Genomic DNA, 24,352 nt, shown 5'->3' with positions numbered 1-24,352 from the left:
TCGGCCCACCCAGTCCACCTGGTTCGAGCGGCCCCGCAGACTCACGAAACGGAACCTTCAGCGCATGGCATCTACCGCAGACATCAAGAACGGCGTCGTCCTCAGCATCGACGGGCAGCTCTGGAGCGTCATCGAGTTCCAGCACGTCAAGCCCGGCAAGGGCGGCGCGTTCGTGCGCACCAAGCTGAAGAACGTCGTCTCGGGCAAGGTCGTCGACCGCACCTACAACGCCGGCGCGAAGATCGACATCGAGAACGTCGACCGCCGCGACTTCACGTACCTGTACACCGACGGCGACGGCTACGTCTTCATGGACCAGACGGACTTCGACCAGATCACGGTCGGCGCTCCCACGGTCGGCGACGCGAAGAACTTCCTGCTCGAGAACCAGCAGGTCACCATCGCGCTGAACAACGGCAACCCGCTCTACATCGACCTCCCCGCCTCGGTGATCCTCGAGATCACGTACACGGAGCCGGGTCTGCAGGGCGACCGCTCGTCTGCCGGCACCAAGCCCGCGACCCTCGAGACCGGCTACGAGATCCAGGTGCCGCTGTTCGTCGAGGCCGGCACCAAGGTCAAGGTCGACACCCGCACCGGTGACTACCTCGGCCGCGAGAAGTAAGGCGTGAGCGCCCGCACGAAGGCGCGCAAGCGCGCACTCGACATCCTGTTCTCCGCCGACGTCCGCGGCGACGAGGTCGCCGTCGCACTGGCGGCCGAGGCCAAGCGCGCGGCGTCCGAGCCCGCCCGCGAGGCCTCGTGGCTCTACGCCCGAGAGGTCGTCGACGGCATCATCGACAACCGCGACGAGATCGACGAGCAGATCACCACGCACAGCCGCGACTGGAAGCTCGAGCGGATGCCCGCGGTCGATCGTGCGCTCCTGCGCATCGGCGTCTGGGAGATCCTGTTCAACGACGAGGTGCCCACCGCGGTCGCGATCGACGAGGCCGTGGAGCTCGCGAAGGAGTTCTCGACCGACGACTCCGGCGCGTTCGTGCACGGCGTGCTCGCCCGCGTGGCTCGCGCCGCCTGACGACGACCCGAGGCGCGGCATCCCGGATGTCGGATGCCGCGGGAAGGATGGGGCCATGCCCGCGCCGCACGTCGATCTCCGCGAACTCATGCAGATCACGGACGCCGGCGGCTACAAGCGCGGCCTGGCGTACTTCCGCGAGGGGAACGTCCTCGACGTCGTCTGGCACGAGGACCTACTCGAGCTCGAGGGCCATGTGCGCGGCAGCAATGACGCGCAGTACCTGACCGAGGTCGTCTTCGTCGACTCCAACGGCCGACGCCGACTCCGCACGACCGGGTGCTCGTGCCCCGTGCGGTCGGGGTGCAAGCATGTCGTCGCGACGCTCCTGGCGTCGAACGTGCACGAGTACTCCCAGCAGGCGGCTGCGCTCGAGGCGCCGTCGGCGCCGTCGGCGCAGCCGGCTGCCGCGCCCTCCGCTCCGATCCCGGCCGCGTCCTGGCGGACCCTGATGGACCCGGCGGCCGGTCGGCACACGCTGCCGCTCGCGCTGGGCGTCGAGCTGCGCCACCGGGCGAGCCGGGCCGACACGAACTGGGGGCCGCGCCCGGTGCGCCCCGCGACGCCCCGCGATCTCGCGAAGGCCGACGGGGAGCTGCTGCTCGCCATCCGTCCGCTGATGCGCAGCGCGCAGACCGGTGCCTGGATCCAGGGGCACGCCGGGTGGGACGCGGTGCGCCGGGACGCCGCGCAGTTCGGACGCGTGCAGAACCGGTGGTTCGGCGATCTCCTGAGCATCTCCCGCGATTCGCTGCTCTCCGGCAACGCCGGGGAGTGGCTCGTGGTGGACCAGATCGAATCCGCGCTCCTCTGGGCGCACCTGCGGACGGGACCGGATCTCGGCATCCCGATCGTGTCCAGTCAGAAGAGCGCCGCCGTGTCTCTGGCATCGACCGCGGAGGTCACGGCGCGCATCGCCCGAGCGGACGACGGCTCGCTCTCCGTCGCCGCGGAGGTGCGGGTGGACGGTCGCGAGGTGCCGGAGGGGCTGGCGCACCCGATCGGGCGCACCGGTCTGTACGTCGCCGAACTCGTCGGCCGTCGCATGGAGCTCACGCTGGCCGAGGCACCGCTCAGCGAGCAGACCAGAGCCCTGCTCGCCAGCCCCGCCCCGCTGGTCGTCCCGGCGGCCGAGGAGCAGGCCTTCATCGACTCGGCGTATCCACTGCTCGCCCGGCGCTCGGCCGTGCGCACGGTCGGCCCGGTCGCACTGCCCCACGTCCCGTCGCCGACGCCGGTGCTCACCATCGCGTTCGAGCGCGGCGACGTGGTGAGCTACACGTTCGAGTGGTCGTACGGGACATTCGGCACGGTGCCGTTCGCATGGAGCGAGTCGGCCGTCCGCGATGTCGCTGCCGAGGCGGCGATCCGCGCCGAGATCGAGTCCGTGTGGCAGGAGCATCGGCCGACCAGCTTCCGGCCCGCCGGGTCTCTGCACGACATCGACGCGGCGGCCTTCGTGGCCGAGGTGGCTCCCGCCCTCGAACGCATCGGCGTCACGGTCACGACGACGGGCGAGCGCAAGGAGTACCGCGAGCTCACCGGCTCTCCCGATGTCACCGTCACCACCGTCGAGACCACCGACTCCGACTGGTTCGACCTCGGCATCCTCGTGACGATCGACGGTCGCCGCATCCCCTTCGGGCCCCTGTTCACGGCGCTGAGCAAGGGCAGGAAGAAGCTGCTGCTCGCCGACGGCGGCTACTTCTCGCTGAGCCATCCGGCCCTGGATCGCCTGCGGGACCTCATCGAGGAGGCCGGGGAGCTCGACGAGTGGGAGACCGGCCCTCGCATCAGCCGCTATCAGACCGACCTCTGGGAGGAGTTCGAGGACCTCGCCGACGAGGCGCAGCCCGCGGTCAGCTGGCGCGCCACGGCCCAGGGCCTTCGCGAGGCGACCGGAGTGCCGGCGACCGCGCTCCCGGAGGGCGTGCGGGCCGAGCTGCGCCCGTACCAGAAGACGGGGTTCGACTGGCTCGCGTTCCTGTGGCGCCACCGTCTCGGCGGCATCCTCGCGGACGACATGGGCCTGGGCAAGACCCTCCAGCTGCTCTCGTTCGTGCAGCACACCAGGGAGACGGGGGAGACGCGTCCCTTCCTGGTGCTGGCGCCCACCTCGGTGCTCAGCACGTGGCGGTCCGAGGCCGCGCGGTTCACCCCGGGGCTGCGCGTCACGATCGTCGACAGCACGAGCGGAAAGCGGGCGGGAGCACTGACCGCGGCCGCGGCATCCGCAGATCTGGTCGTGAGCTCCTACACGGTCGCCCGGCTCGACGAGGACGCGTTCCGACAGGTGGAATGGGCGGGTCTCATCCTCGATGAGGCGCAGTTCGTCAAGAATCCGCAGACGAAGCTGCATCGCGCGATCGCGACCTTCCGCGCCGACGTGACCTTCGCGGTCACGGGCACGCCGATGGAGAACAGCCTCTCCGAGCTGTGGGCGCTCCTGAAGCTGGCGGCCCCCGGGCTCTTCCCCTCCGCGCGCAAGTTCCGGGACCGCTACATCCAGCCGATCGAGAAGGGCAAGGTGCCCGAGAACGAGGAGGGCGGCGAATACCGGGCCCGGCGGCTCGCGCAGCTGCGCCGGCGCATCAGACCGCTCGTCCTCCGGCGCACGAAGGAGCTCGTCGCGTCGGATCTCCCGGAGAAGCAGGAGCAGCTCCTCGAGGTCGAGCTGGGAGCCGAGCATCGCGCTCTCTACGACGTCGTGCTGCAGCGCGAACGCCAGAAGGTCCTCGGACTGCTCGACGATCTCGACCGGCATCGCTTCATCGTCTTCCGGTCGCTCACGCTGCTGCGGATGCTGAGCCTCGCCCCCGGCCTCGTGGACGAGAACGACGCCGAGATCGGCTCCGCGAAGCTCGACACGCTGCTCGATCGCGTCGTCGAGCTGCAGGCGGAGGGCCACCGCGCTCTCGTGTTCAGCCAGTTCACATCCTTCCTCGACATGGCCGCCGATCGACTGCGGGCCGCCGGCATCCCGTACGCGCACCTCGACGGGTCGACGCGGCGTCGACAGGATGTGATCGACGGGTTCAAGACGGGGGAGCAGCCGGTGTTCCTCATCAGCCTCAAGGCCGGCGGCTTCGGTCTCACCCTGACCGAGGCCGACTACGTGTTCCTGCTCGATCCCTGGTGGAACCCCGCGGCGGAGGCGCAGGCCATCGACCGCACGCACCGCATCGGTCAGACGAGTCAGGTGTTCGTCTACCGGATGATCTCCACCGGCACGATCGAGGAGAAGGTCCTGCAGCTGCAGCAGCGCAAGGCGCGGCTCTTCACGGCCGTCATGGACGACGAGGAGCTCTTCGCGCAGTCGCTCACGGCCGACGACATCAAGGGCCTCTTCGACGAGGGATGATTTCTCCCGGCCGGTCCCCGCGGCCCTTCAGGAGGCCGCCGTTAGACTCGTACGGTTCACTTCAGGAGGAATGCATGCGGATCACGGGACTCGGCCACGCCGGGATGTTCATCGAGACGGTCGGCGGGAACATCATCTGCGACCCGGTTCTCGGGCCGTCGTTCTTCGGCTCCTGGTTCCCGTTCCCCGACAACCGCGCCCTCGACTGGGAGCGCTTCGGTCGGGAGGCGGACTTCCTCTACATCTCGCACCGGCACCGCGACCACTTCGATCCCGCGCTGCTCGAGCGCTACATCCGCAAGGACATCGAGGTGCTCCTGCCCGAGTACCCGATCGACGATCTCGAGCAGGACATCCGCGCGCTCGGCTACACCAACATCACGTACGCGCCCGCCGGCGAGATCATCGAACGCGGCGACCTCAAGATCATGATCACGCCTCTGCGCGCGCCGAGCGACGGACCGATCGGCGACTCGTCGCTGAGCGTCGACGACGGCACCGGATCGGTGCTGAACCAGAACGACTCGCACCCCCTCGACCTCGAGAAGCTGCTGCACTTCGGCAAGCCCGACGCGTACTTCACGCAGGTCTCCGGCGCCATCTGGTGGCCCATGGTCTACGACCTTCCGCTCGACGCCAAGCAGAACTTCGCGGGGCTCAAGCGCGATGCGCAGAACAAGCGGGCCATGTACTACATCGACAAGGTCGACGCCCCGCACGTCTTCCCGATGGCGGGGCCGCCGATGTTCCTGCGCGACGATCTGTTCGACTTCAACGGCATGGGCCGCAACGGCGAGTCGATCTTCACGGATCAGAAGCAGTTCCTCGCGCACATGAAGGAGCTCTCGCCGCAGTACGACGGGCACCTCTTCGTGCCGGGCACGGTCGTGACCGTCGACGGCGGTGCGGTGACCACCGAGCAGTCGCTCTACACCGAGGACGAGCTCGCCCACATCTTCGACGACAAGTGGGCGTATCTCGAGGAGCAGCGCGCCTCCCGTCAGCAGGAGATCCTTGACGAAGAGGCATCGCGGGCGGAGGTCCTCCCCGCGGCGGAGATCCTCGACGCGCTGAAGACCTGGTGGGAGCCGCTGCTGAAGAAGTCGCGCACGATCCGCCTCGGCGTCGGAGGATGCGTCCGCTTCCGGATCGGCGACCTCGACATGGTGGTCGACTTCCCGCGCGCCAAGGTGCGCGAGTACGCGGGGGAGGAGTGCATCTACTGGTACACCATCCCCGCCGACCTCGTCTCGACGAACATCCGCGACCACGAGATCGACTGGTCGAACTCGATCTTCCTGTCGATGCAGTTCAGCGTCGGCCGCAGCGGCAAGTTCAACGAGTTCCTGACGACCTTCCTCAAGTGCCTCTCCGTCGACCGGATCGAGTACGTCGAGAACTGGTATCAGGAGCAGACGGATCAGACCGAGGATGCCGAGATCGGCGACTGGGTCGTGCAGCGTCGCTGCCCGCATCTCCGAGCCGACCTGACCCGTACGGGGACGGTCGACGGCGAGGGCATCCTCACCTGCAGCATGCACGACTGGAAGTGGGATCTCGCGACAGGGCGCTGCCTCTCGACCACCGGCCACCCCATCCGCTCCACGCGACGCTCCGAGCCGCTCGTGCACCCCGACGGCGTGGACGAGGAGCTGCAGGCCGCTTCCTGACCGTCGTCCGCTACGCTGGCTGTCGATAGAACCAGGGGGGGGGACCATGGACATCATCCTGTCGAACATGTCGCTGGCGACGCAGGTGCTCGAGCACCAGGAGGGGCACGCGCAGGCGGTGCGGGAGCATCTCGCCCAGTACGCCCGGCTCACGAACGGCGACCTCGGCCTCATCCTGCAGCTGCTGCAGCCGTTGAACGAGGCCGTGGTGGACGCCGGCGACAAGGTCGCGGAGTTCTCGGGCAAGGCCTTCGGCGCGGGCGCCGAGAAGATGACGCAGACCAGAGAGATCTATCTCGAGGCCGATCGTGCGGCGTACGAGGCCGCGAGTGCGGTGGCCGGCACGCTGGGCGCGACCATGCCGGGCTACATCGCTCCGTCTGCTCCGACGCTCGGCGGCGCGCAGCAGTCCGCTCCGTCGCGCTATGACGACGCCGACGGCAACGTCTTCAACCAGGCCTTCTGGGACGGCTACTCGATGGCGGAGTGGGCCGACGGCACCGGCGACCAGGCCGGGCGCCGCGTCGCCGACGGCCTGTCGTCCTCGCGATCCGTCTCGGAGATCGTCGACGTGCGCTCCTACCTGCCGGCGCCGCACGCCGAGGACCCCGAGATCGAGAGCATCCGCTGGAAGGCCGGCGTGATCTTCGGCTCGGTGGACTGGCTGTTCGAGCAGCTCGCCGGGTTCTCCCTGCTGGAGGAGGCGACGAAGCCGTTCGCGGGCAACTGGGTGCGCATGCGCGAGGCATCCTTCGCCTGGACCCACACCGGCGACGCGCTCCGCGGCCTCGGACAGAACGCGATGGGTCTGCTGCCCCCGATGGCGTCGTGGACCGGCAAGGGCTCTGAGGCGTTCCTCGCCGCCGCCGGCGTCGTCTCGCAGGCGCACACCGTCGCCGCCGGCCCCGCGGGGACGGTGAGCAGCGCGCTCAAGGCGATCGTGATGCTGAGCAAGGAGATCGCCGGTCTGATCCTCAAAGTCCTCAAGAACCTCGAACGCAAGCTCATGCGAATGGCGGCGGAGGCCGCCGTCCCGCTCGTCGGCTGGGCCGCCGCGGCCGTCGAGGCCGGCTTCGCGGTCTACGACCTCATCAACTACGCGATGAAGATCTACAAATGGCTGAACCGCATCTACGACCTCGTCTCGGGCATGGCCTCGAGCGTGGCGGACATGGCGGACAACTACTTCCGCATGGCCGACCTCTACGAGGGTCTCGTGCGCGGCGCGACGGCGAGGGTCTGACATGGCGCACGGATACATCCCCGACGAGGCGCCCCTGCCGACCGACTTCGCCGAATACGCCATGGAGCTGATGCGACGTGTGCAGGCCGAGCACGCGCTCCTCGACGCGCAGGAGCTCGAGGACCGGGCGGAGGAGGAGCGGGCCGACGAAGAGCGGGCCGAGCGCGCTCGGAGCGGCGAGCTCGGACCGGAGTGGCGCACGGTGCAGCAGCGCATCGATCTGCACCAGACGACACTGGAGGACGTGTTCTCCGGAGCCGACGAGACCACCGCCGCCCAGACCCTGCGGGGCCGCGCACGGGACAACCTCTCGCAGCTCCGCGAGCTGTGGGAGGAGCAGGAGGACGAGGCCGAGGAGCCGACGCCACTCGACATCCTGAACGGCGCGCGCGGAGAATCGGCCGCTCATCTGCGCGCCGCGGCGGAACGAATCCAGACGGTGATCGCCGACGTGCAGCGTCGACGGGACGAAGGGAACCTCGCATGACCGACTACTCCGTGGAGCCCCCGCAGGTCGAGGCGCTCGGCGCGGCGCTCGAAGCGGCCGCCAGCGGGATCGAGGACCGGCTGTCGGGGCTCTCGCGCGCCGCGGGCACGCTCGCCGGGCAGTGGCAGGGTGACGCGTCCACCGCATACCAGGGGCGTCAGTCCGGCTGGCTGCAGGAGATGGGAGCGCATGCCGCCGCCCTGCACGGAGCCGCGGACGCGGCGCGCACGGCCGCCGAGGCGTATCGGAACGCGGACGACCGAGTCGGCGCGCTCTGGAGCATCTGATGGCGGTGTCGCGTCGCGACGGAATGGGTGCGGACGCACGCTTCTCTCGGCTGGCGTACAGCGGACCCCTCCGCGGCGCACGGCTGACCGTCCGCTACTCTCCGGACGACGCCCTGCGACTCGCCGTCGACCAGCTGGTGGCCCAGGGATTCGTCGTGCGGCAGGACGGCTTCGACGAGCGCCTGCGCGCGGAGGGGAGCGCCTGGCAGGCGGTGTCCCTCGAGATCGGCGACGCCAAGCGATCGAAGCGGACGTTCTGGACGGGCCTCATCGCCGACGAGTTCCCCTTCCCGCTGCCGAAGGCTCTGCAGCACAGCATCCCGCCGACCCTCGTCGTGGCCACGGCCCGTCAGGCGGCGGACGGCACCACCGAGCTCGTCGTGTTCCCGCACGCGTCTCGTGACGGCGATCCGGAGTACTCCTGGGCGGCCGCCCCGCGGATCTCGGCAGCCGTCGAAGCCATGACCGCCACGGCGACCTCGTCGGCCGCGCTCGTCGACCACGAGACCATGCGCGGCATCGCCAACGACGGATGCCCCGCCTCCCAGCAGGTGGTCCGCGACCTGCTCGGCTGGCGCTGACGGCCGCACGGCCGGAGAGCAGCGCCCGGCACCGCTAGACTGGAGCAATCAAGCAACCTTTAACACCGTCCTGTGAGGCGGAGAAGGGAGCGGCTGATGAGTGCACGCACGGTCCTGCACGAAGCCGATATCTCGCGGGCTCTGACCCGCATCGCGCACGAGATCCTCGAGTCCAACCGGGGAGCGGAGAATCTCGTCCTGCTGGGGATCCCGACCCGCGGCGTCACTCTCGCCCGGCGCCTCGCCGCGGTCATCGGCGACATCGCCCGGACGACCATCGCCGTCGGCGCGCTCGACGTCACGATGTTCCGCGACGATCTCGCGAAGCATCCGACCCGGACGCCCCGACCGACCGACATCCCCGCCGGCGGGATCGACGGCAAGACGGTCGTCCTCGTCGACGACGTCCTCTTCTCCGGTCGCAGCATCCGCGCCGCGCTCGATGCGCTGCAGTCCATCGGCCGCCCCGCGGTCGTGCGTCTCGCCATCCTCGTCGACCGCGGGCACCGCGAGCTCCCCATCCGACCCGACTTCGTGGGCAAGAACATCCCGTCCTCCCGGCAGGAGCGCGTCAACGTGCGCCTGACCGAGGACGACGGCGCCGAGGAGGTGACGATCGAGGCATGAGGCACCTGCTCGACACTCGCACGCTCGGCCGTGAGACCGCCCTGCGGATCCTCGACGTCGCCGAGGACATGTCCGACACGCAGTCCCGTGAGGTCAAGAAGCTCCCGACGCTCCGGGGCAAGACGGTCGTCAATCTGTTCTTCGAGGACTCGACCCGCACCCGGATCTCGTTCGAGGCGGCTGCGAAGCGCCTCTCCGCCGACGTCATCAACTTCGCCGCCAAGGGGTCGAGCGTCTCGAAGGGTGAGAGCCTCAAGGACACGGCCCAGACCCTCCAGGCGATGGGAGCGGATGCGGTCGTGATCCGCCACCCCGCCTCGGGCGCGCCGCAGACGCTCGCCACGAGCGGGTGGATCTCGGCCGGTGTGGTGAATGCCGGAGACGGCACGCACGAGCATCCGACACAGGCGCTCCTCGACGCGTTCACGATCCGCAAGCGCCGTTTCGGCGCGGACAGCCGGGGTCGCGACCTCCGGGGCATCCGTGTCGTCGTGGTCGGCGACGTGCTGCACTCCCGGGTCGCGCGCTCGAACGTCTGGCTGCTGACGACGTTGGGCGCGGACGTCACTCTCGTCGCGCCGCCCACTCTCGTGCCTCAGAACGTCTCGCTGTGGCCGGTGCGGGTCGTCTACGACCTCGACAGCGCGCTCGCGGAAGGCCCGGACGCCGTCATGATGCTGCGCATCCAGCTCGAGCGCATGAGCGCCGCGTATTTCCCCACTGAGCGGGAGTATTCCAGGCGGTGGGGTCTCGACGCACGGCGAGTGGCCGGTCTTCCGGACGGTAGCATTGTGATGCACCCCGGACCCATGAACCGCGGGCTGGAGATCTCCTCCGAAGCCGCCGACTCCCCACGCTCGACCGTGCTGGAACAGGTGACGAACGGGGTGTCCGTCCGCATGGCGGTGCTGTACCTGCTGCTGGCAGGAGAACGAGACGACGAACGAGGGGGAGACCAGTGAGCGAGACCCTCGTCATCACCGGCGCACGGCTTCTCGGTGCCGAGAGCGCCGACATCATCGTGCAGGACGGCCTGATCGCGGAGATCGGGGCGGGTCTCAGCCGTTCCGGCGCGCGTGTGATCGACGCCGCAGGGCTCATCGCCCTCCCCGGACTCGTCGACCTGCACACCCACCTCCGCGAACCCGGATACGAGGCCTCGGAGACCATCCTGACGGGGACGCGCGCTGCGGCGGCCGGCGGCTTCACGGCGGTGTTCGCCATGCCGAACACGTCTCCCGTCGCCGACACGGCCGGTGTCGTCGAGCAGGAGCTCGCCCTCGGGGAGGCGGCGGGGTACGCCACCGTCCAGCCGATCGGCGCGGTGACCGTCGGGCAGAAGGGCGAACGACTCGCCGAGCTCGGCGCCATGGCGACCTCCCGGGCGCAGGTGCGCGTGTTCAGCGACGACGGCTTCTGCGTGTTCGACCCGCTCATCATGCGCCGCGCACTCGAGTACGTGAAGTCGTTCGATGGCGTCATCGCGCAGCACGCCCAGGATCCGCGGCTCACCGAGGGGGCGCAGATGAACGAGGGAACCGTGTCTGCCGAGCTGGGTCTCGCCGGGTGGCCCGCCGTCGCGGAGGAGTCGATCATCGCCCGCGACGTCCTGCTCGCCGAGCACGTCGGGTCGCGTCTGCACGTCTGCCATCTCTCCACCGCCGGATCGGTCGACATCATCCGCTGGGCGAAGAAGCGGGGGATCGGGGTGACCGCCGAGGTCACCCCGCATCACCTGCTTCTCACGGACGAGCTCGTCCGCGGCTACGACGCCCGGTACAAGGTCAACCCGCCGCTGCGCCGCGAGGAGGATGTTCTCGCGGTGCGCGAGGGCCTCGCCGACGGCACGATCGACATCGTCGCGACCGACCACGCCCCGCACCCGAGCGAGCACAAGGCGTGCGAGTGGCAGGCGGCGGCGAACGGCATGGTCGGCCTCGAGAGCGCGCTGCGCGTGGTGCACCAGTCGATGGTGCAGACCGGGCTCATCGGCTGGGAGGACGTCGCTCGCGTGATGAGCTCGGCGCCCGCCCGGATCGGACGGCTCTCCGGGCACGGCACCCCGCTCGCCGTGGGCGCGCCGGCGCAGATCACGCTGTACGACGCGTCCGTCGCCGGTGTCTTCACCGAAGCCGACCTGCACGGCCGCAGCGTCAACTCGCCGTACCTCGGCCGCGACCTGCCCGGACGCGTCGAGTACACGGTGCACGGCGGCACGCTCACCGTCATCGGCGGCTCGGTGGTGGAGGAGCTGGACGCATGATCCCCCGTGACCTGGCCATCGCCCTCATGATCGCCCTGGCGGCGTTCGTGCTGCTCAGCATGCTCTTCGCGTGGCGACGACGACTCCGGCGCGACGCGGGTCTCGCGGCGCCGCTCGGCGTCCCCGAGCACGCGGAGGTCCGGGACCGCCACGAGGTCCTCTACGTGTCGACCACGAAGCACGATCAGCCCCTCGAGCGCCTCACGATGTCGCCGCTGGCCTACCGAGCCAGGGGCGAGGCGGCCGTCACCGACCGCGGCCTCGCCCTGTGCCTCGACGGCGCGCCCACGGTCTTCCTCGCGTCCTCGCGACTCGTCGACGTCGGACGCGCGACCGTCACGATCGACCGGGTCGTGGAGCCCGGCGGACTCGTCCGGATCGCCTGGAACGCGGACGACGCGACCGTCGTCGACTCCTACCTCCGTCTGACCGACGGCGACCCGAAGAACTTCATCTCAGAACTGCAGCGTCTCGTCCCCGCCTCCGGGCCCTCGGACGACAGCGCCGCCCCCGACACAGGAGCACAGTCATGACCCCTTCGACCAGCTCGGGGACTCGACTCCCCGAACCCGCCGTCCTCGTCCTCGAGGACGGGACGCGCCACGTCGGCCGCGCCTACGGCGCGCTCGGGACCACGCTCGGCGAGGTCGTCTTCGCGACCGGGATGTCCGGCTACCAGGAGACCCTCACCGATCCGTCGTACGCCGGCCAGATCGTGCTGCAGACCGCGCCGCACATCGGCAACACCGGCATGAACGACGAGGACACCGAATCGCGACGCATCTGGGTCGCCGGCTACATCGTGCGCGACCCCTCGCGCGTCGTGTCCAACTGGCGGGCGAACGCCTCGCTCGACGAGATCCTCGTGCAGGACGGCATCGTCGGCATCAGCGGGATCGACACCCGTGCGATCACCCGCCACATCCGCTCCGCCGGCTCGATGCGCGGCGGCGTCTTCTCGGGCGAGGCCGCGCGCCTCGACGACGAGGAGCAGCTGCGCATCGTGCGCGAGGCTCCCCAGATGGCGGGGCAGAACCTGTCCGCCCAGGTGTCGGTCGCGTCGCCCGAGGTGACTCCCGCGGTGGGCGACCGGATCGGCAACCTCGCGGTGCTCGACCTCGGGGTCAAGCAGGCCACGGTCGACAACCTCGCCGCCCGTGGGTTCGAGGTGCACGTGCTGCCGCAGGACGTCTCGATCGACGGCATCCGCGCGATCGACCCGGTCGCGGTGTTCTACTCCAACGGTCCGGGCGACCCCGCGGCCTCCGGCGACCACGTCGATCTGCTTCGATCCGTTCTCGACGACGGCCTGCCGTTCTTCGGCATCTGCTTCGGCAACCAGCTGCTCGGGCGTGCGCTCGGCCTCGGCACCTACAAGCTGCCCTTCGGCCACCGCGGCATCAACCAGCCCGTGCTCGACAAGTCGACCGGGCGTGTGGAGATCACCGCCCACAACCACGGCTTCGCCGTCGACGCTCCGCTGGACGGCTCCTTCGACAGCCCGAACGGCTACGGCAAGGTCGAGGTCAGCCACGTCGGATTGAACGACAACGTCGTCGAGGGACTCCGCGCCCTCGACATCCCCGCGTTCTCGGTGCAGTACCACCCGGAGGCCGCGGCCGGCCCGCACGACGCCAACTACCTCTTCGACCGGTTCCGCGACGTCGTCGTCGCCCACCTCGCACAGAAGGACGCCAAGTAATGCCCAAGCGCGACGACATCAACTCCGTTCTCGTCATCGGCTCCGGCCCGATCGTCATCGGTCAGGCCTGCGAGTTCGACTACTCCGGCACCCAGGCCTGCCGTGTCCTCCGCGAGGAGGGCGTACGGGTGATCCTCGTGAACTCGAACCCGGCCACGATCATGACCGACCCGGACTTCGCCGACGCGACGTACATCGAGCCGATCACCCCCGAGGTCATCGAGACGATCATCGCCAAGGAGAAGCCCGACGCGATCCTGCCGACGCTCGGCGGCCAGACCGCCCTCAATGCCGCCATGGCCCTGCACGACCGCGGCATCCTCGAGAAGTACGACGTCGAGCTCATCGGCGCCAAGGTCGACGCCATCCGCAAGGGCGAGGACCGCCAGATCTTCAAGGAGCTCGTGCTCGAGGCGGGCGCCGACGTCGCGAAGAGCGTCATCGCGCACACCATGGACGACCTCCTCGCCGGGGCGGACAGGCTCGGCTACCCGCTCGTGGTGCGCCCGTCGTTCACGATGGGCGGGCTCGGCTCCGGCTTCGCGTACGACGAGGAGGACCTGCGCCGCATCGGCGGTGCGGGTCTGCGCGACTCGCCGACCACCGAGGTACTCCTGGAGGAGTCGATCCTCGGCTGGAAGGAGTACGAGCTCGAGCTCATGCGCGACACCGCCGACAACACGGTCGTGGTCTGCTCGATCGAGAACGTCGACCCGGTCGGCGTGCACACCGGCGACTCCATCACGGTCGCCCCCGCCCTCACGCTGACCGACCGCGAGTACCAGAAGCTGCGCGACATCGGCATCGACATCATCCGCGCGGTGGGCGTCGACACAGGCGGCTGCAACATCCAGTTCGCCGTCGACCCGGCCACCGGCCGCATCATCGTCATCGAGATGAACCCGCGCGTCTCGCGCTCGAGCGCCCTCGCGTCGAAGGCCACCGGCTTCCCGATCGCCAAGCTCGCGGCGAAGCTCGCGCTCGGCTACCGCCTCGACGAGATCCCGAACGACATCACGGGTGTGACCCCGGCGAGCTTCGAGCCCACGCTCGACTACGTCGTGGTCAAGGTGCCGCGCTTCGCATTCGAGAAGTTCCCCGCCGCCGACGCCACCCTCACGACCACCATGAAGTCGGTCGGCGAGGCCATGGCGATCGGCCGCAACTACGCCACCGCGCTGCAGAAGGCGCTCCGCTCGCTCGAGAAGCGCGGCTCCAGCTTCCACTGGGGTGCGGAGGACCGCACGGTCGAGGAGCTGCTCGAGGTCGCGAAGACCCCGACCGACGGTCGCATCGTCACGCTGCAGCAGGCACTGCGCAAGGGCGCCACGGTCGAGCAGGCGTTCGACGCGACCGCCATGGACCCCTGGTTCCTCGACCAGATCGTGCTCATCAACGAGGTCGCCGAGATCGTGCGCACTGCCGCCGAGCTCGACGCCGCGACGCTGCGCTACGCCAAGGAGCACGGCTTCTCCGACGCCCAGATCGCCGAGCTGCGCGGTGAGGAGGAGGCGGAGATCCGCGGCGTGCGCCACGGGCTCGGCATCCGTCCGGTCTACAAGACGGTCGACACCTGCGCCGGCGAGTTCCCCGCGCTCACGCCGTACCACTACTCGAGCTACGACTTCGAGACCGAGGTCGCTCCCTCCGACCGCACCAAGGTCGTCATCATCGGCTCCGGACCCAACCGCATCGGCCAGGGCGTGGAGTTCGACTACTCGTGCGTGCACGCGTCGTTCGCGCTGTCGGATGCCGGCTTCGAGACCGTCATGGTCAACTGCAACCCCGAGACCGTGTCGACCGACTACGACACCTCCGACCGCCTGTACTTCGAGCCGCTGACGCTCGAGGACGTGCTCGAGGTGCTCGACGCGGAAGCCGCGAGCGGCACGATCCTCGGCGTCGTCTGCCAGCTCGGCGGCCAGACCCCGCTCGGTCTCGCGAAGGGCATCGAGGCGGCCGGCTACACCGTGCTCGGCACCAGTCCCGCCGCGATCGACATCGCCGAGGAGCGGGAGCTGTTCTCGCAGCTGCTCGATTCCGCCGGACTCCTGGCCCCGCGTCACGGCACCGCCGTGGACGTCGACGGCGCGGTGGCCATCGCCGAGGAGATCGGCTACCCGGTGCTCGTGCGCCCGAGCTTCGTGCTCGGCGGTCGCGGCATGGAGATCGTGTACGGCACCGAGGCGCTGCGCGACTACTTCGTGCGCACGGCGGGCGAGGTCGTGATCGAGGAGGGCAAGCCGCTCCTCGTCGACCGCTTCCTCGACGACGCGATCGAGCTCGACGTCGACGCGCTGTACGACGGCACCGACCTGTTCATCGGCGGCGTCATGGAGCACCTCGAGGAGGCCGGCATCCACTCCGGCGACTCGAGCTGCACCCTGCCCCCTGTCTCGCTCGGACGCACCGACATCGACCGCGTGCGCGAGGCGACGCTCGCGATCGCCGAGGGCGTGGGCGTGCGCGGTCTGCTCAACGTGCAGTTCGCGATCAGCGCGGGTGTGCTCTACGTGATCGAGGCCAACCCGCGCGCCAGTCGCACCGTGCCCTTCGTGTCGAAGGCACTGGGCATCCCGATGGCCAAGGCCGCCAGCCGCATCATGGCCGGCTCCACGATCGCCGAGCTGCGGGCCGAGGGCATGCTGCCGGAGCAGGACGGCTCCCGCGTGCCGCTCGACGCCCCCGTCTCGGTCAAGGAGGCCGTGCTGCCGTTCAAGCGGTTCCGCACCGCCGACGGCAAGACGGTCGACTCCGTGCTCGGCCCGGAGATGCGCTCCACCGGCGAGGTCATGGGTATCGACCGCGACTTCCCGACGGCGTTCGCGAAGAGCCAGGCCGCGGCCTACGGCGGGATGCCGACGTCGGGCACCGTGTTCATCTCGGTCGCCGACTCCGACAAGCGCGCGGTGATCCTGCCGGCGCACCGTCTGCAGCAGCTCGGCTTCACGATCGTGGCCACCGAGGGCACCGCGGAGATCCTGTCGCGCAACGGCATCGCGGTCACCGTCGTCGAGAAGTACAGCGAGACGCAGGAGTCCGGAGCCCGGAACATCGTCGACCTCATCAACGACGGGGAGATCGACATCGTCGTGAACACGCCGTCGGGCGGTGCGGCGCGTGCGGACGGCTACGAGATCCGCGCGGCGGCGGTGGCCGCCGACAAGGCGCTGTTCACGACGATGGCAGTGCTCGGCGCGGCGGTCAGCGGCATGGACGCGGCGCACGACGGCTTCGAGGTCAAGAGCCTGCAGGAGTACGCCCTCGACCGCAGGGCCGCAGTGTGAGCGGACGCTTCGGTGAGCGGGTCCGCGCCGTCCTCGACGCGCGCGGACCGCTCTGCGTCGGCATCGACCCGCACGAAGGGCTGCTGCACGAGTGGGGGCTCGGTGCGGATGCCGAGGGCGTCCGCACCTTCGGCCTGCGCACGGTCGAGGCGGCTGCGGGTCGGGTCGGCATCGTCAAGCCGCAGGTGTCGTTCTTCGAGCGCTACGGATCGGCGGGCTTCGCGGCGCTCGAGGACGTGATCGCCGCGGCACGTGCCGCCGACCTCGTCGTGATCGCGGACGCGAAGCGCGGCGACATCGGATCGACCATGGACGCCTACGCCGCTGCGTGGCTCACGCCCGGCTCGCCGCTCGAGGCGGATGCGCTGACGGTCAACCCGTTCCTGGGCGTCGGCGCCCTGGACGGGGCCTTCGCCCTCGCGGAGGCCCACGACAAGGGCCTGTTCGTCCTCGCTGCGACGAGCAATCCCGAGGCGACGGTGCTGCAGCGCTCGGTCTCCGTCAACGGCCGCGCGGTGTCCGCCGACATCGTCTCCGTGGTCTCCGCCCGCAACGCGGAGCACGGAACGCCGGGGGAGTGGGGGAGCTTCGGGTTCGTCGTCGGCGCCACCGTCGACTGGACGGACGCCGGCATCGCGGCGTTCACTCCGCCCGCGCCCATCCTCGCACCGGGCTTCGGCGCCCAGGGAGCCACGCCGGCGGACCTCCGTCACCGCTTCGGGGCGATGAGCCGGACCGTGATCGCGAGCGAAAGCCGCAGCATCCTCTCGGCCGGCCCCGAGCGGCTCGCCGATGCCATCGACGCGCGCGTCGTCCAGTACAGGGAGGCCGATCGTGGCTGAAGCTCGTCCGGTACCCGAGGTCGACCGGGCCGCCGCCGCTCGCAAGGCGGTGGAGCGCCGTCGCGCCCGCGCGTCGCTCAAACGCGATCTGACGACGCGCGTCGTGACCCCCCAGAAGGTCCTCGAGCGGGCGACGGCCGACGCCGACTCGGTCGAGGGCTCGATGCGGATCACCGACTTCCTCCTCGCCCTCCCGGCGATCGGCGCGGGCAAGCGCGACCGCATCCTCGATGAGCTCGGCATCTCGCCTGTCAAGCGACTCGGCGGGCTCGGCGTGCGACAGCGCGTCTCGCTGTCGCGCTGGCTCGACAGCCGCTTCCCGGTGCCCGAGCCGCGCGGCGCGCGCAGCCGCCTGCTCGTGCTCGCCGGCCCGACCGCGGTGGGCAAGGGGACGGTCGCCGCGCACATCCGCGAGCACAACCCCGAGATCCACCTCTCCGTGTCCGCCACGACCCGCCCGCCGCGCCCGGGCGAGATCGACGGAGTGCACTACTACTTCGTCGACGACGCCGAGTTCGACCGTCTCATCGCCGACGGCGAGCTGCTCGAGTACGCCGTGGTGCACAACCGCTCCCGGTACGGCACGCCGCGCGCGCCGATCGACGCCGCGCTGGCGGACGGCAAGACCGTGCTGCTGGAGATCGACCTGCAGGGCGCGCGGCAGGTGCGCAGGGCCGAGCCGTCGGCCACGCTCATCTTCCTGCTTCCGCCCACCTGGGACGAGCTCGTGCAGCGGCTGGTCGGACGAGGCACCGAGGAGGCCGAGGAACGGGCTCGCCGACTGCGCACCGCGAAGGTCGAACTGGCGGCTCAGAACGAGTTCGACCACCTCATCGTGAACGAGGACGTCGCCGCCGCGGCCGCCGAGGTCGTAGAATTGTCTTCAAGCTCTGCGCGCTGAGCGTCTTCGCGCGCCCATTGCACCGTCTTCGCGACGATCCCGTCGCCTGATCAGGAGGTCTCATCATGGCCGGACACCACAACAAGGGCATCATCGATCCCCCCATCGACAACCTTCTCGACCGGGTCGACTCCAAGTACGAGCTCGTGATCTACGCGGCCAAGCGCGCGCGCCAGATCAACGACTACTACTCCGACCTGCACGAGGGCAACCTGTTCGACAACGTCGGCCCGCTCGTCGACTCGTCCGTCGAGGACAAGCCGCTGACCATCGCCCTGCACGAGATCAACGAGGACAAGCTCCGCCTGCGTCACGCGGAGTGACCTCCGATGACCGTGCCGCCTCGTGATGTCGGCGGCACGGTCCAGACTGGGGATCACCCCCTTCCGTCGACCGATCCCGTTCTGGAGCATTGATGAGCGCCCTGCGACTGTTCACGTCCGAGTCCGTCACCGAGGGGCACCCGGACAAGATCTGCGACCAGATCTCGGACAGCATCCTCGACGGGCTCATCGCGAAGGACCGGGGCTCCCGCGTGGCGGTCGAGACCCTCGTCACGACCGGACTCGTGCACGTCGCCGGTGAGATCCGCACCGACGCGTACGTGGACATCCCGACGATCGTGCGGCAGGTCGTCAACGGCATCGGCTACACGTCGAGCGACACGGGCTTCGACGGCGACTCCTGCGGAGTGAGCGTGTCGGTGGGCGAGCAGTCGACGGACATCGCGCACGGTGTCGACAGCGCGCAGGAACATCGCGACGGCTCGTCCGTCGACCCGCTCGACGGTCTCGGCGCCGGCGACCAGGGCATCATGTTCGGCTTCGCCACCAACGAGACCCCGCAGCTGATGCCGATGGCCGCCTGGACCGCGCATCGCATCGCGGAGCGCCTGACCGAGGTGCGTCGATCGGGTCTGCTGCCCTTCCTGCGACCCGACGGCAAGACGCAGGTCACGCTCGGCTACGACGGCTTCACCCCGAAGACGGTGGATGCGGTCGTGCTCTCGACGCAGCACAACCCCGAGATCTCGCAGGACGACCTCAAGGCCCAGGTCCGCGAGCACGTGATCGATCCGATCCTCGCGACGACGGGTCTCGACCTCGACGACCTGACCTACTACATCAACCCGGCGGGGCCGTTCGTCACCGGCGGGCCCAAGGGCGATGCGGGCCTCACGGGACGCAAGATCATCATCGACACGTACGGCGGCGCGGCGCGGCACGGTGGGGGAGCCTTCAGCGGCAAGGACCCGTCGAAGGTCGACCGCTCCGGCGCCTACGCCACCCGCTGGGTCGCGAAGAACGCGGTCGCCGCGGGACTCGCGGATCGCCTCGAGGTGCAGGTGGCCTACGCCATCGGCGTGGCGCGCCCCGTCGGCCTGTACGTCGAGACCTTCGGCACCGGCAGAGTGTCGGACGAGGTGATCACCCGTGCGATCGGCGAGGTCTTCGATCTGCGCCCGCAGGCGATCATCGAGCAGCTCGATCTGCTGCGCCCGATCTACGCGCAGACCGCGGCCTACGGGCACTTCGGTCGCGAGCTGCCCGAGTTCACCTGGGAGCGCACCGACCGCGCCGAAGAGCTGCGGCGCGCTGCCGGTCTCTGACGGGCCGGGGCCGTCATGACGCTGAGCCGGCGCATCGCGCGCGTGCTCCTCGACTCCCCGCTCCCGCAGCTCGACAGGCTGTTCGACTACGCCCTGCCTGCGGAGCTCGGCGACGTGCCGCTCGGCGTGCGCGTGCGCGTCCCTCTGCGGACGGCGGGGAGAGTGGTCGACGGGTACGTCGTCGAGCTCGATTCCGAGGACGACGCGGATCGTCCGCTGTCCGAGGTGGAGAGCGTCGTGTCGACCGTGCCCGTGCTCCCCGACCAGTTGCACCGGCTCGCTCGCAGGGTGGCCGATCGCGCGGCCGGATCGGAGTCCGACATCCTGCGTCTGGTGATCCCGAAGCGCCAGGTCCGCGTCGAGAAGTCCTGGACCGGCGACTCGGCGCCGCTCGTCCCCGCGGATTCCGCGCTGACGGCGGCCGATCGCGTGATCGCGACGTACGACGGCCTGAGCGACGTGCTGGGCGACGGAGGGCGAGCGGCGGTCGAGGCGATCCCCGTCGCCCACGAGGACGCGCGGGGCTGGGCCGCGCTGCTGGCGTCGGCGGCCGCGCGGACGCTGGGCGACGGGCGCTCCAGCATCCTCGTGGTCCCCGATCATCGCGATCTGGATCGGCTGCTCTCGGCGCTGGATGGGGCGGGCATACCTCCGGAGACCGTGGTCCGCTACGACTCCCGCCAGACCAACCCCGAGCGGTACCGCGCGTTCCTGCGCTCGCTCGAGGACGCGCCGTGCATCGTGGTGGGAAACCGGTCCTCGGTGTACGCCCCGGTCCGCGCCGGCCTCGTGGCCGTCTGGGACGACGGGGATCCCCTGCTCGGCGAGCCCCTCGCACCGTACGTGAACGCCCGGGACGCCGCGCTGATCCGCCAGGAGCAGGAGGAGTCGGCGCTGCTGTTCGTCGGGCACACGCGGACGACGGACGTCGAGCGCCTCGTCGCACGCGGGTGGCTGCGGGATGTGCGCGCCGCGCGCCGGGTGCTGCCGAGGGTCGTGCTGAGCACGCCCCAGGAGATGGAGCAGCCGACGGCGCAGCGGATGCCGTCGTCGGCGTTCCTCTCCGCACGCTCGGCAGCCGCCGAGGGTCCCGTCCTGGTGCAGGTCTCCCGTCCGGGCTTCGCGCCCTCCCTCGTGTGCGCGGAATGCCGTGCCCCCGCCCGCTGTCCGCACTGCGGGGGTCCGCTGGGGGCGAAGCACCGCGGGGCGGTGCCCGTCTGCGGATGGTGCGGCAGGGGAGCGCGCGCATGGTCCTGTCCGGTCTGCTCGTCGACGAAGCTGCGTCTCGCGTCGTCGGGCAGCGAGCGCACCGCCGACGAGCTGGGCAAGGCGTTCCCGGGCATCCGCGTGATCGTGGCCGACAGTGCGCACCCGGTGGAGCGCGTGGCCGACAAGCCCGCCCTCGTCGTCGCGACGAGGGGTGCCGAGCCGATCGCCGACGGCGGATACCGAGCGGTGGTCCTCCTCGACGGACCCCGGATGCTGCAGGCTCCCGACCTCCGCATCGGAGAGGCCTGCCTGCGATGGTGGTCCAACGCCGCTGCCCTCGCCGCGCCCGGTGCTCCCGTGCACCTCGTCGGCGTGGACGGCGGGGTCGCGAGAGCCCTGGCGACCTGGACCCAGTCCGCGTACGCGCGGGCCGAGCTCGCCGAGCGGGCGCCGCTGCACATGCCGCCCGCCGCGCGCGTCGCACTCGTCGAGGGCACCGCGGCGTCCGTGGCGCGCGGCCTCGCCGCACTCGACGAGCTCGCGCTTCCGGCCGATGCGGTGCTCGGGCCCGTGCCCGTCGAATCGGACGACTACCCGCCACGCGTGCGGGCCCTCGTGCGTTTCGACTACGGCGCGGGCGCCCGGGTGGCGGCGACCCTTCGCGCCGCCGTCGTCGCGGAAGCCGTGAACACGCGGCGCGGAAAGGGCCGGTCCGCTCGGAGCGCGCTCACGGTTCGCCTCGATATCCTCGACCCAGAGCTCTGATCGCCGTCCGCGGCCTGAGAGCCTCCTGATCCACCCCTCGCATCCCTCCGGAGCACCTTCATGCGCCTCGTCTTCGCCGGCACACCCGACGCCGCCGTCCCCACCCTCCGCCGACTCGCGGCCGAGCACGACATCGCCGCCGTGGTGACCCGACCGGATGCGCCGCTCGGCCGGAAGAGGATCCTCACGCCGTCGCCGGTGGCCCAGGCCGCGCTCGAGCTCGGGCTGCCGGTGATCAGGGCCGCGCGACTCGACGACGACGCGACGGCGCAGATCGCCGCTATGGACGCGGAGCTGGGCGTGATCGTCGCGTACGGCGCCCTCGTCCGAGAGCCCCTGCTCTCCACTCCCGCGAACGGCTGGATCAACCTGCACTTCTCGCTGCTGCCGCGATGGCGCGGCGCCGCGCCCGTGCAGCGCGCCCTGATCGCGGGCGACGAGGAGCTCGGCGCCAGCGTCTTCCAGCTCGTCCCGGCGCTCGACGCCGGTGACGTGTTCGCGATGCGGACGGTCCGCATCGCGGCCGACGCGACCGCTGACGTCGCGCTGGGCGCACTGGCGGTCGACGGATCGGACCTGGTGGCGGACGTCGTCGCCTCGATCGCGGCGGGTACCGCCGTGGCCGTGCCGCAGGAGGGCGAGCCGACGCTCGCGCCGAAGCTGACGTGGGACGACGGCCTCCTCGACTTCTCGCAGACCGCGTCCGAGGTGTTCGCGCGCTTCCGCGGTGTCACGCCGGAACCCGGCGCGCACACCACGGTCGGCGGCCAGCGCCTGAAGATCCTCGACGCCGCTCCCGACGCCGAGCATCCTGCTCTCGCACCGGGCGAGATCACCGCCACGAAGACCGCCCTGCTGATCGGTACGGCGTCCGCTCCGCTCGCGGTGCGCCGAGTGCAGCCGGCGGGCAAGGGGGCGATGACCGCCGTCGACTGGTGGCGGGGACAGCGCGGCACCGAGGGACTGCGAGCCGGCTCATGAGCGGCTCCCGCAACGACAGGCGCGCCGCCTCGCGTCCCGATCGTCCCGGCGCCTCGCGTACGGATCGTCCCGACGCCTCGCGTTCTGATCGTCCGGGCGCCTCGCGTACCGTGCAGCCCGCTCGCCGCGTGGCCTACGACGTGCTGCGCGCGGTGTCCGACTCGGACGCCTATGCGAACCTGATCCTCCCCTCCGCCATCGCGGACGCGGGCCTCTCGGCGCAGGACGCGGCGCTCGCGACCGAGCTGGCGTACGGCACCCTCCGCCGGCGCGGCACGTACGACGCGATCATCGCCCTCGCGGCGGACCGCTCGGCACAGGAGATCGACGGGGCCGTGCTCGATGCGCTCCGTCTCGCGACGCATCAGCTGCTCGCCACCCGAGTGGCGTCGCACGCCGCAGTCAACGAGTCCGTGAACCTCGTCACCGCGGCGCAGGGTCGCGGAGCAGGGAGCTTCGCGAACGCGGTCCTGCGGAGGATCTCACGGGAGACCCCCGGGCAGTGGCAGGAGCGGATCGAGGCCGCAGCGAGATCCGACGACGAGCGACTCGCGTTGCGCTCGGCGCATCCGGTCTGGGTCATCCGCGCTCTGCGACGCGCCCTCGCCGCGGAGGGGAGGGGCGACGAGCTGGACGCGCTCCTCGAGGCCGACAACGCGTCGCCCGAGGTCACCCTCGTCGCTCTGCCGGGACTCGCCGAGCCCGGTGAGCCGCGGCGCCCCTACGCCCCGACGGCCTATGGCTCTCCCGGCGGCGACCCGCACCGCGTGATCTCCGCCAGCGGCGGCACCGTGCGCGTGCAGGACGAGGGATCGCAGCTCGTCGCGCTGGCACTCGCGGGCGCCGCCCCGATCCGCGAGGGCGAGCGGTGGCTCGACCTCTGCGCGGGCCCCGGCGGCAAGACGGCGCTGCTCGCGGCGATCGCGCGTGAGAGCGGCGCGGCGCTGGAGGCGAACGAGGTCGTGCCGACCAGAGCGCGACTCGTGCGCAACGCGCTGCGCGCCGTGCCCGGCGACGTGGCGGTGCACGTGGAGGACGGTCGGACGTTCGCGTCCTCGCGTCCGGGCGAGTTCGACCGCATCCTCGTCGACGCGCCGTGCACGGGTCTCGGCGCGCTCCGGCGCCGCCCCGAGGCGCGCTGGCGCAAGTCGCCGGCCGACGTCGCCGAGCTCGTGCCGCTCCAGGTCGAGCTGCTCACCGCGGCCCTCGATGCACTCGCCCCCGGCGGGATCGTCGCGTACGTCACCTGCTCGCCCCATCTCGCCGAGACGACCGGCGTCGTGCATGAGGCGCTGCGCGGGCGGACCGATGTGTCCGAGATCGATGCGCGGACGGTCGTCCAGGAGGCGGCCTCCTCGCCGATGGATCTCGCGGACGACGGCTCGGGTCGCGTGCAGCTGTGGCCGCACCGTCACGGGACCGACGCGATGTTCCTCGCGCTGCTGCAGCGCAGCGCACCCCGGCTGGACGGCGGCGCCGCCGCAGAAGGAGACTAGAC

Annotated in this window: 21 protein-coding genes; all 21 read left to right on the top strand. The window is 70.7% G+C overall.

The features are described from left to right. Positions 1-64: 64 nt before the first annotated feature. The 21 genes from efp (at position 65) to A4X16_RS06785 (ending at position 24,350) form a co-directional block, all read left to right on the top strand. Positions 65-625, top strand: coding sequence for an elongation factor P (gene efp, locus A4X16_RS06885; RefSeq protein WP_067118332.1), 561 nt, complete (start codon positions 65-67; stop codon positions 623-625). A 3-nt stretch (positions 626-628) separates the two neighbouring features. Further along, positions 629-1,039 carry a transcription antitermination factor NusB gene (gene nusB / locus A4X16_RS06880; RefSeq protein WP_067118329.1) on the top strand — a complete coding sequence of 137 codons (411 nt, stop codon included), beginning with the start codon at positions 629-631 and terminating at the stop codon, positions 1,037-1,039. A 55-nt stretch (positions 1,040-1,094) separates the two neighbouring features. Further along, complete coding sequence (locus A4X16_RS06875; protein WP_231880292.1) at positions 1,095-4,400, top strand: DEAD/DEAH box helicase; 3,306 nt, start codon at positions 1,095-1,097, stop codon at positions 4,398-4,400. A 74-nt stretch (positions 4,401-4,474) separates the two neighbouring features. Further along, entirely contained in the window at positions 4,475-6,070 is a 1,596-nt protein-coding gene (locus A4X16_RS06870) for a Rieske 2Fe-2S domain-containing protein (RefSeq protein WP_067118326.1), read from the top strand. Between the two features lie 46 nt (positions 6,071-6,116). Next, positions 6,117-7,313, top strand: a complete 1,197-nt coding sequence (locus tag A4X16_RS06865; RefSeq protein WP_067118324.1) for a hypothetical protein — start codon at positions 6,117-6,119, stop codon at positions 7,311-7,313. Position 7,314: 1 nt separating this feature from the next. Beyond that, positions 7,315-7,800 carry a hypothetical protein gene (locus tag A4X16_RS06860; RefSeq protein ID WP_067118321.1) on the top strand — a complete coding sequence of 162 codons (486 nt, stop codon included), beginning with the start codon at positions 7,315-7,317 and terminating at the stop codon, positions 7,798-7,800. Continuing rightward, on the top strand, positions 7,797-8,087 hold the full coding sequence (locus A4X16_RS06855; protein ID WP_067118318.1) for a WXG100 family type VII secretion target: 291 nt from the start codon (positions 7,797-7,799) through the stop codon (positions 8,085-8,087). The genes A4X16_RS06860 and A4X16_RS06855 overlap by 4 nt, the downstream gene beginning before the upstream one ends. Beyond that, positions 8,087-8,668, top strand: coding sequence for a hypothetical protein (locus A4X16_RS06850; RefSeq protein ID WP_067118315.1), 582 nt, complete (start codon positions 8,087-8,089; stop codon positions 8,666-8,668). Before A4X16_RS06855 ends, A4X16_RS06850 begins: the two co-directional genes overlap by 1 nt. Positions 8,669-8,764: 96 nt before the next feature. Next, the gene (gene pyrR, locus A4X16_RS06845; protein WP_067118312.1) at positions 8,765-9,295 is read left to right on the top strand and encodes a bifunctional pyr operon transcriptional regulator/uracil phosphoribosyltransferase PyrR; all 531 of its coding nucleotides are present in this window, start codon (positions 8,765-8,767) and stop codon (positions 9,293-9,295) included. Continuing rightward, the gene (locus tag A4X16_RS06840) at positions 9,292-10,257 is read left to right on the top strand and encodes an aspartate carbamoyltransferase catalytic subunit (RefSeq protein WP_067118309.1); all 966 of its coding nucleotides are present in this window, start codon (positions 9,292-9,294) and stop codon (positions 10,255-10,257) included. Before pyrR ends, A4X16_RS06840 begins: the two co-directional genes overlap by 4 nt. Further along, positions 10,254-11,558 carry a dihydroorotase gene (locus A4X16_RS06835; RefSeq protein WP_067118306.1) on the top strand — a complete coding sequence of 435 codons (1,305 nt, stop codon included), beginning with the start codon at positions 10,254-10,256 and terminating at the stop codon, positions 11,556-11,558. Before A4X16_RS06840 ends, A4X16_RS06835 begins: the two co-directional genes overlap by 4 nt. After that, on the top strand, positions 11,555-12,091 hold the full coding sequence (locus A4X16_RS06830) for a PH-like domain-containing protein (RefSeq protein WP_067118303.1): 537 nt from the start codon (positions 11,555-11,557) through the stop codon (positions 12,089-12,091). The genes A4X16_RS06835 and A4X16_RS06830 overlap by 4 nt, the downstream gene beginning before the upstream one ends. Beyond that, complete coding sequence (gene carA, locus A4X16_RS06825; RefSeq protein ID WP_067118300.1) at positions 12,088-13,260, top strand: glutamine-hydrolyzing carbamoyl-phosphate synthase small subunit; 1,173 nt, start codon at positions 12,088-12,090, stop codon at positions 13,258-13,260. The genes A4X16_RS06830 and carA overlap by 4 nt, the downstream gene beginning before the upstream one ends. Continuing rightward, the gene (carB, locus tag A4X16_RS06820; RefSeq protein WP_067118298.1) at positions 13,260-16,547 is read left to right on the top strand and encodes a carbamoyl-phosphate synthase large subunit; all 3,288 of its coding nucleotides are present in this window, start codon (positions 13,260-13,262) and stop codon (positions 16,545-16,547) included. The genes carA and carB overlap by 1 nt, the downstream gene beginning before the upstream one ends. Continuing rightward, positions 16,544-17,389, top strand: coding sequence for an orotidine-5'-phosphate decarboxylase (gene pyrF, locus A4X16_RS06815; protein ID WP_067118295.1), 846 nt, complete (start codon positions 16,544-16,546; stop codon positions 17,387-17,389). The genes carB and pyrF overlap by 4 nt, the downstream gene beginning before the upstream one ends. Beyond that, positions 17,340-18,290: a guanylate kinase gene (gene gmk, locus A4X16_RS06810; RefSeq protein ID WP_442922903.1), complete on the top strand. Its 951-nt coding sequence runs from the start codon at positions 17,340-17,342 to the stop codon at positions 18,288-18,290. The genes pyrF and gmk overlap by 50 nt, the downstream gene beginning before the upstream one ends. Before the next feature lie 65 nt (positions 18,291-18,355). Further along, complete coding sequence (rpoZ, locus tag A4X16_RS06805) at positions 18,356-18,613, top strand: DNA-directed RNA polymerase subunit omega (protein WP_045258544.1); 258 nt, start codon at positions 18,356-18,358, stop codon at positions 18,611-18,613. 92 nt (positions 18,614-18,705) lie between these two features. Beyond that, positions 18,706-19,899, top strand: coding sequence for a methionine adenosyltransferase (gene metK / locus A4X16_RS06800; RefSeq protein WP_067118289.1), 1,194 nt, complete (start codon positions 18,706-18,708; stop codon positions 19,897-19,899). Between the two features lie 15 nt (positions 19,900-19,914). Further along, complete coding sequence (locus A4X16_RS06795; protein ID WP_067118286.1) at positions 19,915-21,873, top strand: hypothetical protein; 1,959 nt, start codon at positions 19,915-19,917, stop codon at positions 21,871-21,873. A gap of 60 nt (positions 21,874-21,933) precedes the next feature. After that, the gene (gene fmt, locus A4X16_RS06790; protein WP_067118284.1) at positions 21,934-22,854 is read left to right on the top strand and encodes a methionyl-tRNA formyltransferase; all 921 of its coding nucleotides are present in this window, start codon (positions 21,934-21,936) and stop codon (positions 22,852-22,854) included. Then, positions 22,851-24,350 carry a transcription antitermination factor NusB gene (locus A4X16_RS06785; RefSeq protein ID WP_082914336.1) on the top strand — a complete coding sequence of 500 codons (1,500 nt, stop codon included), beginning with the start codon at positions 22,851-22,853 and terminating at the stop codon, positions 24,348-24,350. The genes fmt and A4X16_RS06785 overlap by 4 nt, the downstream gene beginning before the upstream one ends. The last annotated feature ends 2 nt before the right edge of the window (positions 24,351-24,352 follow it).

Origin of the sequence: Microbacterium sp. H83, from assembly GCF_001650405.1 — a bacterium.
Classification (GTDB): Bacteria; Actinomycetota; Actinomycetes; order Actinomycetales; family Microbacteriaceae; genus Microbacterium.
The sequence above is the reverse complement of the archived record's forward strand: the minus strand, read 5'-3'. Positions and strand labels throughout refer to the sequence as shown.